General features: G+C 73.8%; 15 protein-coding genes. 8 read left to right on the top strand and 7 right to left on the bottom strand.

The genetic code is table 11. The features are described from left to right. Positions 1-277, bottom strand: a 277-nt coding sequence (locus ACLIYP_RS25375) for a DUF5685 family protein (RefSeq protein WP_412715437.1), incomplete at its 3' end; no start/stop codon positions are given. 308 nt (positions 278-585) lie between these two features. Between ACLIYP_RS25375 and ACLIYP_RS25370 the strand changes: the two genes are divergently transcribed. After that, positions 586-1026, top strand: a complete 441-nt coding sequence (locus ACLIYP_RS25370) for a cell division protein SepF (RefSeq protein ID WP_093662885.1) — start codon at positions 586-588, stop codon at positions 1024-1026. Between the two features lie 30 nt (positions 1027-1056). Here the strand turns inward: ACLIYP_RS25370 and ACLIYP_RS25365 are convergent, their stop codons facing one another. Together ACLIYP_RS25365 and ACLIYP_RS25360 are read right to left on the bottom strand one after the other, a co-directional pair. After that, on the bottom strand, positions 1057-2244 hold the full coding sequence (locus tag ACLIYP_RS25365) for an acyl-CoA dehydrogenase family protein (protein WP_412715436.1): 1188 nt from the start codon (positions 2242-2244) through the stop codon (positions 1057-1059). 41 nt (positions 2245-2285) lie between these two features. Beyond that, positions 2286-4076, bottom strand: a complete 1791-nt coding sequence (locus ACLIYP_RS25360; RefSeq protein ID WP_412715435.1) for an MFS transporter — start codon at positions 4074-4076, stop codon at positions 2286-2288. A gap of 613 nt (positions 4077-4689) precedes the next feature. Here ACLIYP_RS25360 and ACLIYP_RS25355 point away from each other — a divergent pair. Continuing rightward, positions 4690-5727: a phosphatase PAP2 family protein gene (locus ACLIYP_RS25355; protein ID WP_412715434.1), complete on the top strand. Its 1038-nt coding sequence runs from the start codon at positions 4690-4692 to the stop codon at positions 5725-5727. A 72-nt stretch (positions 5728-5799) separates the two neighbouring features. On the opposite strand, the gene ACLIYP_RS25350 is transcribed toward ACLIYP_RS25355, so the two are convergent. Continuing rightward, on the bottom strand, positions 5800-6015 hold the full coding sequence (locus tag ACLIYP_RS25350) for an I78 family peptidase inhibitor (RefSeq protein WP_412715433.1): 216 nt from the start codon (positions 6013-6015) through the stop codon (positions 5800-5802). Between the two features lie 305 nt (positions 6016-6320). Here ACLIYP_RS25350 and ACLIYP_RS25345 point away from each other — a divergent pair, with 305 nt between their 5' ends. Genes ACLIYP_RS25345 through ACLIYP_RS25320 form a run of 6 tightly spaced genes read left to right on the top strand, consistent with a single transcriptional unit; the run spans position 6321 to position 9456 of the window. Next, positions 6321-6641, top strand: coding sequence for a gas vesicle protein GvpO (locus ACLIYP_RS25345; protein ID WP_410539137.1), 321 nt, complete (start codon positions 6321-6323; stop codon positions 6639-6641). Between the two features lie 33 nt (positions 6642-6674). Beyond that, positions 6675-7100: a gas vesicle structural protein GvpA gene (locus ACLIYP_RS25340; RefSeq protein ID WP_412715432.1), complete on the top strand. Its 426-nt coding sequence runs from the start codon at positions 6675-6677 to the stop codon at positions 7098-7100. Continuing rightward, positions 7097-7864: a GvpL/GvpF family gas vesicle protein gene (locus ACLIYP_RS25335; protein WP_412715431.1), complete on the top strand. Its 768-nt coding sequence runs from the start codon at positions 7097-7099 to the stop codon at positions 7862-7864. The genes ACLIYP_RS25340 and ACLIYP_RS25335 overlap by 4 nt, the downstream gene beginning before the upstream one ends. 6 nt (positions 7865-7870) lie before the next feature. Next, positions 7871-8128 carry a gas vesicle protein GvpG gene (locus tag ACLIYP_RS25330; RefSeq protein WP_093662876.1) on the top strand — a complete coding sequence of 86 codons (258 nt, stop codon included), beginning with the start codon at positions 7871-7873 and terminating at the stop codon, positions 8126-8128. Between the two features lies 1 nt (position 8129). Beyond that, positions 8130-8852, top strand: coding sequence for a hypothetical protein (locus tag ACLIYP_RS25325; protein WP_412715430.1), 723 nt, complete (start codon positions 8130-8132; stop codon positions 8850-8852). Further along, entirely contained in the window at positions 8845-9456 is a 612-nt protein-coding gene (locus ACLIYP_RS25320) for an SRPBCC family protein (RefSeq protein WP_412715429.1), read from the top strand. The genes ACLIYP_RS25325 and ACLIYP_RS25320 overlap by 8 nt, the downstream gene beginning before the upstream one ends. Before the next feature lie 72 nt (positions 9457-9528). Here ACLIYP_RS25320 and ACLIYP_RS25315 read toward each other — a convergent pair whose 3' ends face one another. The 3 genes from ACLIYP_RS25315 to ACLIYP_RS25305 all read right to left on the bottom strand — a co-directional run bounded on the left by ACLIYP_RS25315 (position 9529) and on the right by ACLIYP_RS25305 (position 12842). Then, positions 9529-10512 carry a helix-turn-helix transcriptional regulator gene (locus ACLIYP_RS25315; protein ID WP_412715428.1) on the bottom strand — a complete coding sequence of 328 codons (984 nt, stop codon included), beginning with the start codon at positions 10510-10512 and terminating at the stop codon, positions 9529-9531. 84 nt (positions 10513-10596) lie between these two features. Beyond that, the gene (locus ACLIYP_RS25310; RefSeq protein ID WP_412715427.1) at positions 10597-11565 is read right to left on the bottom strand and encodes a hypothetical protein; all 969 of its coding nucleotides are present in this window, start codon (positions 11563-11565) and stop codon (positions 10597-10599) included. After that, positions 11562-12842 carry a glycosyltransferase family 4 protein gene (locus tag ACLIYP_RS25305; protein WP_412715426.1) on the bottom strand — a complete coding sequence of 427 codons (1281 nt, stop codon included), beginning with the start codon at positions 12840-12842 and terminating at the stop codon, positions 11562-11564. The genes ACLIYP_RS25310 and ACLIYP_RS25305 overlap by 4 nt, the downstream gene beginning before the upstream one ends. Positions 12843-13348 lie beyond the last annotated feature (506 nt).

The following is a 13348-nucleotide window of genomic DNA, read 5'->3' as shown; positions in this document are numbered from 1 at the left end:
GCCGGGCGCCCTCGCCGCGGGCCACCGAGGCGGTGCGCATCCCGCGCAGCGGGCAGGGGCCGGCGGTGCGCCGCAGGGCGCCGGAACCGCCCGCCGGGCGCGGTGTCTGCGCCTCGGTGAGCGCGGAGACGACGAGTCCGTCGTAGTTGGTGACGACGCGCGCGAACTGGCCGTGGTCGCCGCGCAGTGCGAGGCAGAGTCCGCACAGGTGCGCGGTCCAGGCGGTCAGCAGCCGATCGCCGAGCCGGTGACGGCACGGCCTGATGATGCCGAACAAGTTTCCCCCCGTTACCCCTTACGCATGAGTGTGCCTCACGATACCGGGCACTTCACCCGTATGCCCTTGGCGACCACCCGTCCGGCGGGGCCGCCCGGTTCGGCGCCGCGTCAACGCCCGTACAGCCTCCCGGCCCTCGCCGCGGGGGCGCGCCACGCGCGTCCTGTGCACCAGAACCGTCACGAATCCCGTGCGGAACGGGTAACTGTTTGGCGCGTTGTCAGCATCATGGACGACGATAGGGGTGCGGGCCCCGCGGCGGAGGCGCTGCCAGACACGGTGGACCGTGCATGTGAGAGGAGGCGTCCATGGGATCGGTGCGCAAGGCGAGTGCCTGGCTGGGCCTCGTCGACGACAGCGAGATGCGTTACTACGACGACGAGTACGCCGAGGGTTCCGAGCCCGAGGACGCCCGCGACGCCTGGGTCACCGACCCTCGGGTGCGCGTGACCGCCGAGACCGCCCAGGACCAGGGCACCCGGATCGCGACGGTCACCCCCGACGGATTCCGGGACGCCCGGGGCATCGGCGAGCTCTTCCGGGAGGGCGTCCCGGTGATCGTGAACCTCACGGCCATGGAGCCCGCCGACGCCAAGCGGGTCGTCGACTTCGCCGCGGGCCTGACCTTCGGCCTGCGCGGTTCGATCGAGCGCGTGGCCACGCGCGTCTTCCTGCTGACGCCTCCCGACTACCAGGTGATCAGCGGCCAGGAGCGCCGCAGCCCCGACGGCTTCTTCAACCAGAGCTGACCTGCGCGGCACAGGCGCCGGGCGGGCCGCTCACCGGAAGGCGTCGACGCCGGTGAGCGCCTTGCCCAGCACCAGTTGGTGCATCTCCACGGTGCCCTCGTAGGTCAGCACCGACTCCAGGTTCGTGGCGTGCCGCATCACCGGGTACTCCAGGGAGATCCCGTTGGCCCCCAGGATCGTGCGGGAGGTGCGGCAGATCTCGATCGCCTCGCGCACGTTGTTGAGTTTGCCGAAGCTGACCTGCTCGGGGCGGAGCCTGCCCGCGTCCATCCGCCGCCCCAGGTGGTGGGCGAGCAGGATGCCCTTGTGCAGTTCCAGCGCCATGTCGGCGAGCTTGGCCTGGGTGAGCTGGAAGCCGCCGATCGGCCGGCCGAACTGCTCGCGGGTGCGCGCGTACCGGAGGGCCGCCTCGAAACTGGAGCGGGCCGCGCCCATCGCGCCCCAGACGATGCCGTAGCGGGCGTGGTTCAGGCAGCTCAGCGGGCCGCGCAGCCCGGTGACCTCCGGCAGCACCGCGTCGGCGGGCAGCCGTACGTCGTCCATGACCAGTTCGCTGGTGACCGAGGCGCGCAGGGACCACTTGTGCCTGATCTCGGGCGCGGAGAAGCCCGGGGTGTCGGTGGGCACGACGAAGCCGCGCACGCCCTCGTCGGTGCGGGCCCACACGACGGCCACCGAGGCCACCGAGCCGTTGGTGATCCACATCTTGCGGCCGTTCAGCACCCAGTCGTCCCCGTCCCGCTTGGCGTGGGTGCGCATCCCGGCCGGATCGGAGCCGTGGTCGGGCTCGGTGAGGCCGAAGCAGCCGATGGCCTCGCCGGAGGCCATGCTCGGCAGCCACCGCCGCTTCTGCTCCTCGGAGCCGTAGCGGTGGATGGCGTACATCGCCAGCGATCCCTGCACCGAGACCAGCGAGCGGATGCCGGAGTCGGCGGCCTCCAGCTCCAGGCAGGCAAGCCCGTACTGGACGGCGGACGCGCCCGCGCAGCCGTAGCCCTCGAGCGACATGCCCAGGGCGCCGATCGAACCGAGCTCGCGGGCCAGCTCCCGGATGCCGGGCAGCTCGCCGCGCTCGTACCAGTCGGCGATGTGCGGCAGCACCCGGTCGGCGGCCCAGGAGCGGACGGTGTCGCGGACCGCCTTCTCCTCGGGGGCGAGCAGATCGTCCAGGCCGAGGGGGTCGGCGGGATCGAAGGGGGGCGGGGCGGAGCTGGACACGGTGGCCTCCGGCTGGGGATCTTCGAGGGTCGCGCCCGACGTTACGGCCGGGTAACCCCGCTGGACAAGAGGTGACCGCCCGGCTGCCCGGGCGGCTCGGCGGAGGCCGGGGACGTGCGGGCCCGTGCGGGGGCTGCGCAGTCCCGGCGGTCCGTGCGGTCCGCCCGGTCCCGCTCCTCCGGCGGCCTCCGCCCGAAGTCCCCGCCCAGTCCCTCGTCCGGATCCCCGCCCTGTCCCGGGAGCCCCATCGCACGCGGCAGCCGCAGCGCGGCCAGCGCGCCCAGCAGCAGGAGTGCGGCGCTGACCAGCAGCGCCACGTGCAGTCCGTGGACGAACGACTCCCGCGCCGCCTCGCGCAGCGCCTCGCCGGCCGGTCCGCCGAGGCGTTCGGCGACCTCGTACGCCGCGCTCAGCGAGTGGGCGGCGTCCTCCCCGGCGGCCTCCGGCACGCCCTCCGTCCGCCGCACCCCGGGGGCGTAGGCGGCGTTCATGACGGTGCCCAGGACCGCGATGCCCATCCCCGCGCCGAGCTGGTAGGCGGTCTCGCCGATCGCCGCGGCGCCGCCCGCCTGCCGGGCCGGAGCCTCGCTGAGCATGGACTCGTACGCGCCGAACAGCGTCGTCTCAAGGCCGAAGCCCAGCACCACGAAGCCGCAGACGAGCAGGACGGGTTCGTCCCGCAGGCCGACAGCGGTCAGCGACAGCACCGCGGCGGCGGTGAGCAGGAAGCCCACGAGCACCATCACGCGCGGCCCCAGCCGGCGCAGCATCCGGGAGCCGGCCAGCCCCGCGGCGATCGCGGCGAGGCTGAGCGGCAGCAGCCGCAGTCCGGTCTGCAGGGGGGTGAGCCCGAGGACGAGCTGGAGGTACTGGGCGGCGATCAGCGCCAGGCCCACCAGTGCCAGCACCGTCAGCACGATGCAGGCCACCGCCGTGCCGAAGGCGGGCCGGGCCAGGGTGGCGCAGTCCACCAGGGGGTGGCGGCGGCGGAGCTGGCGGCGTACGAAGAGCGCGAGCAGCGCCGCACCCAGCGCCAGCGCCACCAGCGTGCCCGGATGGAGCGCCTCGCCACCGCCCGCCCGCTTCACGCCCAGGATCAGCGCGCCGAGCCCGGCGGCGGCCACCAGGGCGCCGACCACGTCCCAGGGGCCGTCCCGGTCGCCGGTGGACTCCGGCAGCAGGCGGCGCCCGAGCGGGATGCACAGCAGCATCAGCGGGATGTTGACCAGGAAGACCGAGCCCCACCAGAAGTGCTCCAGCAGGAGGCCGCCGACCAGCGGCCCCACCGCGGCGCCGACCGCGGCGACCGCGCTCCACACGCCGATGGCCAGCGCCCGCTCGCGCCGGTCGGGGAAGACCTGGCGCAGTATCGACAGGGTCGCGGGCATGATCATCGCGCCGCCGATCCCCAGCATGGCGCGCGCCGCGATCAGCATCCCGGGGGTGTACGCGTAAGCCGCCAGCGCCGAGGCCACGCCGAAGACGGCGTAGCCGCACAGCAGCACCCTGCGCCGCCCGACCCGGTCGCCCAGGGTGCCGAAGAGGATCAGCAGGGAGGCGCAGACCAGCGGGTAGGCGTCGACGATCCACAGCAGCTCGATGGCGCCGGGCCGCAGCGCCTGGGAGACCGCGGGGACGGCGACGTGCAGCACCGTCGCGTCGACGGCCACCAGGAGCAGGCTGGTGCACAGCACGACCAGCACGGTCCAGCGGCTCGCGCCGCCGCCCGGTGCGGGCGAAGCGCCGGCCGGACCGGCCGGTCCCGTCCGTCGCGGTCTCTGCCGGGGGACGTCCGCCGCCCTGGTGACTCCGGCCGTGGTCGTCCCGGACATGTACGCACCTCCTGTTGCGCTCGCACCGCCGCCGTGGGGAATGCCGGGACGCCGGGGGAGCGTCCGGCCCGGTGTGGAGGGTCGAGTAGTGCGTCAGCGTACGCGAGTCCTCCGCGCGGTCACGTGGCCTGCCTCACGTTGACGCCGGACCGAAACCCATCTCATCACTTCGTCCGGGCCCCGTACCTTCCTCGTTCACGCCCGCGAGTGATCTGCTGTCCCCCCTCCCCCACCTGGGAGTCCGCGGCCCCGCCGGCCGGCCGCCGGGTGCGGGCGGGCACGCCGGCCGCCTTCGCCGGGCCGCCCCCGGCCGGTGGGGCGGCGGTGGCCGCGGCGGTGCGGCTGCACGGCTCCGGCCCGCCCCGGCCCCGCCCGGCCTCGTCGCGCACCGGTTAATGGCGGGTGGACTGTGCCCGTCCTCCGGGAAAAAGAACACGCGCCGCAACTTCGATAACAGCTCCGGGGCGCTCCGGTCGGAAAATCTGCAGACTTCTCCCGGACGTGGGAAAACAACCTCTCCGCGCACGGACGGAAGCTCGTCGCACATCACATAGGCATTACGAAGCAGGTGGCCGGTTCGGTAGCACCGGTCACCGCCTGTAATCTCATTCGAGTGCGTACCGACCGGATCTTCGCCCGCCTGGAACAGGAGCCAGCGCGGCCGCTCACTCCCCCACCGGAGATGAGCGGCACCCGCAGGGCGCTCTTCTTCACCACGCTGGGCCTCTACGCGGCCATCGTGGCGGCGGTGCTGACCACCTCCCGGCTGGTCCGGCTGGACTGGCAGGTCATGCTCTTCCGCCCGTACAAGCAGTGGCCGGAGCTCCACGCCTTCCTCGACTACTTCGTGGTCCTCGGCCAGCGCGGCCCCACCGCCGTACTGGTCGCCGCCTGGCTCGGCTGGCGCTCCTGGCGGCAGCGGACGCTGCGTCCGCTGCTGGTCCTGAGCGCCTCCCTGCTGTTGCTGAACGTGACGGTGGGTGCGGCGAAACTCGGCATGGGGCGCGAAGGTCCGCACTACGCGAACCGCATAGGCGCCAACGAGATGTTCCTGACGGGCGACATATTCCCCTCAGGCCACACGGCGAACGCGGTGGTCACCTGGGGGATCCTGGCCTATCTGGCCACCACGCCGCGGGCCCGGCGCCGGCTGTCGGTCGTCGCGGCGGTCTTCGCGCTCGGCGTCGGCACCACCACCGTCTACATCGGCACCCACTGGGTCAGCGACGTGCTCCTGGGCTGGGCCTCGGGACTGCTCATCCTGCTGGCGCTGCCCTGGTTCGAGCCCCTCATCGCCCATGTCGAGGCGTATCTGCTGAGCCACTGGTACCGGTTCCGGGAGGGGCTGGCGCCCCTGTCGGCGCGCCTGCGCCCCGCCGGGGCCCGCATCCCACCGGTCGCCGCCCGGCTCGGCGCGGGCGGGGCGCATCCGGCCTCCCGGCCCGAACCGGCCCTGCCCGAACCGGCCCTGTCAGCCGCGCTGTCCGCCGATCCGCCGGCCCGGCCCGGGGAGCCGCGCACCCACCACCCCGCCCATGCGCGGCAGCACGCGCCCCGCTCGGAGCGCTCCCCCGTCACCCCCGCCGGCAGCCGCCGGCCGTACGGCGAGCGCACGGTGTCGCGGACCGCGCCGATGGGACCGCGGAAGTGACGGCGCCCTAGCGCCGGTTCGGCTCCGCGGGGACGGGACGGTACGCACCCTCTCCCCCCGCCGCCGCACGAGTCAGCCCTTCCAGCAGCGGACCACGGCGCCGTCCTCCACCGTGAAGTTCAGCCGCCCCGACAGGTACTCCATGGTGATGACCGCGTCCGGCGGGAGGGACCGCACGGTGGTCCAGCCGCGTTCGCGGGCCTGCCGTTCGGCGGTGGCCGCGTCGAGTCCGACGTAGGTCTCGGGGTCGTCGTCCGGTGTGCTCTGGTTCGTGGGTGCCGGTGCCATGGCAGCACCGTACGGCGTCGGCGGCGCAGCCGGAAGTTCCGACCGGATCATGGCGGCGTCACACTTTCGTCACAACGCTCCGCGGCACGGACGCCGTACGACCGCTCCTTTCACGCACCCCGCGCGTACCGCCGTGGATTCCACGCGCCCCGTTTCCCGAAAACGCCGGAGGGGTTTTCCGGGGAGACCGCCCGGCCCTCCGCGCGGAATACCGGGAGAAGAATTCCGAGGGCCCCTCAATTCTCCCTGGAAACAGGCATGTTTACGAAAATCCTCTCGCGGTATCCGGGGTTGAGAGGAGCCCCATGACAGAGAAGACGAGCAACGACAGCAAGCAGACGGCGCAGGACGGGCGGAGCCCCGTCCCGCTCGGCGAGGCGATGCGCACGGCCCGGTCGGAGTTCACCGATCTCACCGGTCTGCACGCCGAGAGCGTCTCCCGGTTCGAACGGACCGGGGACGGCTGGGCTCTGGAGGTGGAGGTCATGGAACTCGAGCGGGTTCCGGACACGATGAGCCTGATGGCCTCGTACGAGGTGACCCTCGACGAGGACGGCCACCTCACCGGTTACCGCCGCGTCCGCCGCTACGAGCGCGGCCGGGCCGATTCGTCCCGCCGCGGCTGAGAGCTGCGACACCCGAGAGGAGTGGCTCCGTATATGACTACGGCAGTTCCCGCACAGCGTTCCACCGGAGGTGGGGGCGGCAGCAGCGGTCTCTACGACGTTCTGGAACTCATCCTGGACCGCGGACTGGTGATCGACGCGTTCGTCCGCGTCTCGCTGGTCGGCATCGAGATCCTGAAGATCGACGTACGCGTCGTGGTCGCCAGCGTCGACACGTATCTGCGTTTCGCCGAGGCGTGCAACCGCCTCGATCTGGAATCCGGGCCCAGGAAGTCGCCCGGTCTGCCCGAGGTGCTGGAGAACGCCACCGAGAGCGGCGCCGGCAGCAAGACCAAGGGCGCCCTGGCCGGAGCCGCCGAGAGCATATCCGACGCGTTCCGCCAGGGCCGTTCCGACGAGGAGGAGACCGAACCCCGCAGGCGCCGCGCCTCCACCCGCCGCAAGGAGGAGACGGAGTGAGCGTCTACGTCTACGGAATCGCGCGCTCGGACCACCCGGCGCTGCCCGAGAAGGCGCCCGGCGTCGGCCAGCCGCCGCGTGAGGTCCGGATCGTGCGCGAGGGAGACCTCGCCGCGATCGTCAGCGACTGCCCGGACGACCTGCGGCCCAAGCGCCGCGACCTCCTGGCCCACCAGCATGTGCTGACCGAGGTCGGCGCCAAGGGGCCGGTCCTGCCGCTGCGTTTCGGCAGCCTCTCCGACAGCGAGGAGGCCGTGCGCGGGGTCCTCGACGAGCACGCGGCCCACTACGTCCGGCAGTTGGAGGAGCTGGACGGCCGCTCCGAGTACAACGTGAAGGCCGTGCACCGCGAGGACGAGGTGCTGCGCCTGGTGCTCTCGCAGGACTCCGAGGCGCGGAGCCTGGCGGAGCGCAACCGCGCCGCCGGCGGCGGCTCCCACGAGGACAAGCTGCGCCTGGGCGAACTCGTGGCGAACGCCGTGCGCGAGCGCGAGGCGGAGGACGCCCGGCTGATCGAGGAGACGCTCGCCCCCCTGGCCCAGCGGTACGTACCGGGCCCGGAGGGCTCGGGCTGGCTGACGAACCTCTCCTTCCTCCTCGACCGCGAGGGGGCCGAGGAGTTCACCGCCGCCGTCGAGGAACTGGGGCGCGCCAACCCTCACCTGGACATCCGTGCGACGGGTCCGCTGCCGCCGTACAGCTTCGTGGGCCGGCCCGACGAGGCCGGGCGGACCGCCCAGGCCGCGGGCTCGCCCGCGGGGTGAGCCGGGATGGGGCTGATCGGCGGGATCCTGAAGCTGCCCGCGGCGCCGTTCCGCGGCGCGGGCTGGGTGCTGCGGCAGGTGGTCGCCGAAGCTGAGCGGCAGTACTACGACCCGTCGGCGATTCAGCGTGAACTTCACGAATTGTCCAGGCAGTTGGACGAAGGCCTGATCGACGAGGAGGAGTTCGACCGCCGGGAGGACGAACTGCTCGACCGGCTGGAAGCCGTACAGGAGCAGAGACGGCGCAACCAAGGAGAGTACTGAGATGACGAACCGGTCGGCACTGGCGCTGGCCTTCGCCACGGGTTACGTGGTGGGGCGCGGCAGGACCAAACTGCCCCTCGGCATGGGCGGGGCGCTGCTGGCCAGGCGGCTCGGGGTCGACCCGGGCCGGCTCGGCGAGCGGTTCAAGGAGAGGACCCCGCAGCTCGCGGAGGCCACCGGCCGGCTGCGGAACAACGTCAGGGAGGTCGGCAGGGCCGCCGGCGGCGCGCTGCCGACCGAGCGCCTGGGAGCGCTGACCGGCGGCGTACGGGGGCAGCTCGGCAGGGTGCCGTGGAAGAGCGGCGGTGAGGACGCGTCGGACGGCTCCGACACCTCTGAGGCTTCTGAGGCTTCTGAGGCTTCTGAGGCTTCTGACGCTTCTGACTCCTCCGACGCCTCCGGCACCTCGGAGGAGAAGGCGGAGAAGGGAGCGAACGGCTCGCGGAGCACCGGCGGTTCCCGCAGGACCGCCGGCTCCGGCAAGGCGCGGGAGGGCGAGCGGAGCACCTCCCGGCGCGCCCCGGCGAAGAAGGCCGCGTCGCGGGCCTCCGGGAAGACGCCCTCCTCGTCCTCCTCGTCCTCCTCGTCCCGCAAGCCGGCCGGAGCCGCCAAGAAGGCCACGGGCTCCACGGGTTCGGCCGGCAAGCAGACCGGCAAGTCGTCCGGCAGCGCCCGGAAGACGACCGGTACGGCCAAGCGCACGGGAGGCTCCGGGCGTGGCTGACACCGCCGGCGGCCGCCGGCGGGCCGCGGTCGGCATCCCGGCCGCCGGGCGTCTGCTGCAGACGTCCGGCGGCCGGGCCGCGTCGCGGGCCCGGCGTCTGCTGCTCGCCGCCCGTGGGCCGGGCGGGGCCGGTGGCCGGGCCCGCACCGCGGCCCGGCCCCTGACCGTGGGCGAGTCCGTCGAGGTCGGCGTACCGGTCCGCGAGGCGTACGACCGGTGGCTGGAGCTCCTGGAGGACGGCACCGGAGACGAGCCCCGGGGCGGCGCGAGGATCCTGTGGCCCGGGCGCGGCCGGAGGGTGCGCGTCACCGACCGGATCCGGGACGACCTCGTCGTGTGGACCGCCCACGACGCCAGGGGGGCGGCCAGGGGCGTGGCCACCTTCCACGGGCCGGCCGGGAACCTGACCCGGGTGCTGGTCGTCCTGGACTACCGCCCCCGGAGCCTGCCGGAGAGGGCCACGGCCCTCTGGCGCGCCCAGGCCCGCCGTGTACGGCTGGACCTCGCCGACTTCCAGCGCTCGGTGAGTCTGGGCATCGAGGTCGACGGCGGCGGGACCACCGGCGGCGTCGGGGAGTCCGGGGACCCGGTGGGCGAGGACTGACACGGGCACGGACACGGGGCGGACGGGGTCCGGTGGCCTCGCTGTCCTCCCCGCCCCGCTCCCCCGGCTTTCCTACCGGCCCTCCCCGTCCGCCCGCCACGCCCGCGCGGCCCGGCCGAGGCGGTCCGCCAGCTCCCCTATCCGCTCGCCCAGCCCGGCCGGTTCGCGCACCTCGAAGTCGAAACCCAGCATCAGGACGTGGAGGGCCATCTCGTCCAGGGAGGAGGCGCCGGTGCGCAGCAGGCAGGTGCGTCCGTCCACCGGTTCCAGCACGCCGTCCGTGGGCGCGATCCGCTCCGCGACCTGATCCGCCGGGGCGTGCAGCAGTACGGTCGCCCGCTCGGGGTACACCCCCCTGGAGATACCCTCGGAGACGTAGGCGGCCCAGTCCTCGGCGGGCGGCTCCCGCGGGGTGAAGCGGGGGCCGTGCGGCGGGGTGAGGGCGAGCCGGTCGAGGCGGAACGTGCGCCAGTCGGCGCGGTCGGCGTCCCAGCCCACCAGATACCAGCGGTGGCTGCTGCACACCAGGCGGTACGGCTCGACGGTGCGGCGCGAATCGGAGCCGTCGTGGGCCCGGTAGGTGAAGCGCAGCCGCTGCCGGTCGCGGCAGGCGTTCACCAGTTCGGTGATGGTCTCCACCTCGACGGCCGGGCTGCGGCGCCCGCCGAGCGGGTCGGTGAAGGCGGTGAGCGCGCCCACCCGGCGGCGCAGCCGGTGCGGCAGCACCTGTTCCAGCTTGGCCAGGGCCCGTACCGAGGACTCCTCCATCCCCTGCACCGCGTTGTGCGCGGCCGTGCGCAGCCCGACCGCGACGGCCACCGCCTCGTCGTCGTCCAGGAGCAGGGGCGGCAGTTCGGCGCCCGCGCCGAGCCGGTAGCCGCCCGCGGTCCCGGTGGTGGAGTGGACGGGGTAGCCCAGCGTCCGCAGCCGTTCCACGTCGCGGCGCACCGTCCGCAAAGTCACCCGGAGACGCTCGGCCAACTCGGCCCCGGACCACTCGCGGCGGGCCTGGAGCAGGGACAGCAGACGCAGCAGCCGTGCCGATGTCTCCCTCATGCGGCCGAGTCTGCCACCTCGTGAGGGGGCGGAGGGCGGCGGCTGTGCGCGATGCCCGCCGCCGGCCGGGGCCGGCGGCGGGCATCAGGAGCCGGAGCGCTCCGTGCGCTCCAGCCGTACGGACAGGTCGTTGGCGCCGGTGTAGTACGGGCGGGCCGTCAGCCCTCCGCTCCCGCCCGCCCCGTCCGCGACTCCGTCCGCCGCCCCGTCCGTGGTTCCGTCCGCGGCCCCGTCCACGGTGACGGGCCGCGCCGGGTAGCGCAGGACCTTGTGCTTGTCGACGATGTCGTCCAGGATTCGGGCCACTCGCACCGGCTCGGCGTCCTCGCCGGGGCGCAGCCACAGCTGCCAGTCGCCCTCCGCGCCGCCCTCCCGGATCAGGTCGCCGTACGCCAGCCGTGCCGTGAAGCCGTGCCCCTCGGCAGGCGCGTCGACCGGGGTGACCGGTACGGTGACGGGCCGCGCCTCCCCGCCGTCGGGAGCGGCGGCGCGGCGGGGGCGTGCCTCCAGCCGCGCGGCGGGGGTCAGCCTGGCCCCGTACAGCCTTCCGTGGACGGTCAGCCCGCCGTCGGCGGGCCAGATGTCGCCCGCCTCGGCGTGCGGCCAGCGCAGCCAGGAGCACAGCGAGAGGTTGCCGTACTTGGTGGCGTACGGGATGCGCACGCCCAGCCAGGTCCGGTCGTCGCGCGGCACCCGGTCGACGAGCGAGCGCAGGTCGCTGCACCCGGGCAGCAGCCGCCGCGCCTCGCCCTCCCCGACCACCAGATAGGCGTCCCAGCGGCCCTCGGCCAGCGGGACGGTGCTGGGCAGGGTGGCGCGCAGCACGGAGCCGTCCCGGTCGCCGGAGAGCGGCTCCAGCGGCAGGCGCACCGACTCCTCCGGTTCGCTGTCGCGCAACCGCAGCAGCAGGGCGGCGTCCCACCGCTCCGCGACACCGGGCAGCCTGATGTCGAAGCTGAGGCCGCCCGCACTGTCCGCCGTGCAGTCGGCCCGCGGTGCCGTCGCCCCGGGGACGTCGGGGGCGCCGGCGGGCCTGCGGGTGGTCGCGGTCATGCGGTCCTTCCTCCTCTCAGCGCGCCCCGGCGGGCGCGGGCCAGGGCGTCCTTGGTGGCGTAAGCCCCGCCCAGCAGGGCTCCCCGGGTCCGGTGCAGGGAGGAGCGCAGCCGGCCGATCCCGCTCCGCCCGCCGCGTGCGACGAGTTCCGTGCAGAGCGAGGAGTACATCTCGCCGATCCGCGCGGGGTCGTAGCGGGCGGCGTCCGCGATCGCGGCACGGCCCATCCTGCGGCGCAGTTCGTCGTCGTTGATCAGCTCCAGCAGGGACCCGGCGATGGCGTCGACGTCGCCGGTGGGCACCAGCCTCCCGTCCACCCCGTCGGCGATGATCTCCCCGGGCCCGTGCGGGCAGGTGGTGGCCACCACCGGCAGACCGCAGCGCATCGCCTCCACGATCGTCATCCCGAAGGACTCCAGACTGGACGTCACGGCGGCGACCGAGCCCTTGACCCACTCGGCCTCGATGGGGTGGACCGGTCCCATGAGGAACGCGTGGTTGTACAGGCCGAGCTCCTCCACCATGGCCCGCAGCTTCGCCTCCTCGCGTCCGGCCCCGTAGAGCCTCAGCCGCCAGTCGGGCCGCTGCTCGACCACCTTGGCGAAGGCCCTCAGCAGCACGTCGTAGCGTTTGGCCGGAGCCAGCCGGCCGGCGGCCACCACCCACTTCCCGGTGCCGTCGGAGGGTTCCACCGCCGGCGCGGGGACGCCGTTGGGCACCGCCTGCACGTGCACCCCGGGCAGGCGCATCATGCGCCGGTAGTCGCGCGCGTCGGCCTCGGTGACGGTGGTGAGGGCGTCCAGGCGCGGGTAGGCGCCGCGCAGGGTCGCCCGCAGCGCCCGCGAGTGGGTCGAGAGCGTCAGGTGCTCCTGCCCCATGCGCACCGGGCCGGGCCGGGTGTGCATGGCGATCATGGTGTTGAGGCCGGGGCGGGTGCCGATCACGACGTCCGCCTCGACGCCTGCCAGGTGCTCGGTGATCCGGCGGTCGGTGAGCGCGCTGTACTTGCGGTGGTTGCCGTCGGCGCGCGGGAACAGCTTGGACGGCCGGGCGTGCTCGGGATCGTCGCCGTCGTAGTCCGGGCTGTGCTTGCGCATGTCCACCAGATGGCGCAGGCGTACCGCCGGGTCCAGGTCGAAGACGGGACGGTCGCGGTGCCGGAAGACCGAGACGATCTCGACGTCGTGCTGCTCCGCGAGCGCGCACGCGAGGTTGAAGGTGGTCCGGATCGTCCCACCCATGCCGTACCCGTGATGCAGCAGAAAAGAGATATGCATCCGTCTCCATGTCCCACGGAAGCGCACGGGTAAGCATCCCGGCGCCGTGTTTCCCGGTTTCGCACTCCTGTTGATGCCGCGTTCGCCCGGAGAGACCGCGCACGGCCGCCGAAGGTTGACCGGCTTGATCGCCTTGTACCCGAAAAGTTCACCTCATGTGAGTCTTTTTCGGGAACCGAACGGCTCGTTCCGCCGTCCCCGCGCGGTCTCCGGGCGTTCCGGGCCGCCGCGCGGGGCACCGGCGCGCCCTTCCGCGCACGGCCCCGTGTCCCCCGTCCCGGCGGCGGCGGTACGGACGGCCCGGCGGGGCGGCGCCCCTGAGGGTCAGTGCGGGAAGCATCTCCGCTCCCGGAGGTCCTTCCCGTTCGCCGCGCCGGTTCTCGCCGTTCTCCCTCCCGGCCGCCTCCGTCTCCTCACGCACACCGGCGCGATGGCTCCGGCGGCGTCGGACGGTACCGCGCCCGCGCCCGGCCCGAAGCGGCCGCACAGCCGGCCCGGGGCGGCGG

This window comes from Streptomyces nanhaiensis (genome assembly GCF_046614825.1).
GTDB lineage: Bacteria > Actinomycetota > Actinomycetes > Streptomycetales > Streptomycetaceae > Streptomyces > Streptomyces radiopugnans.
Note: the sequence above shows the minus strand (reverse complement) of the source record. Positions and strands in the feature narration are given on the sequence as shown.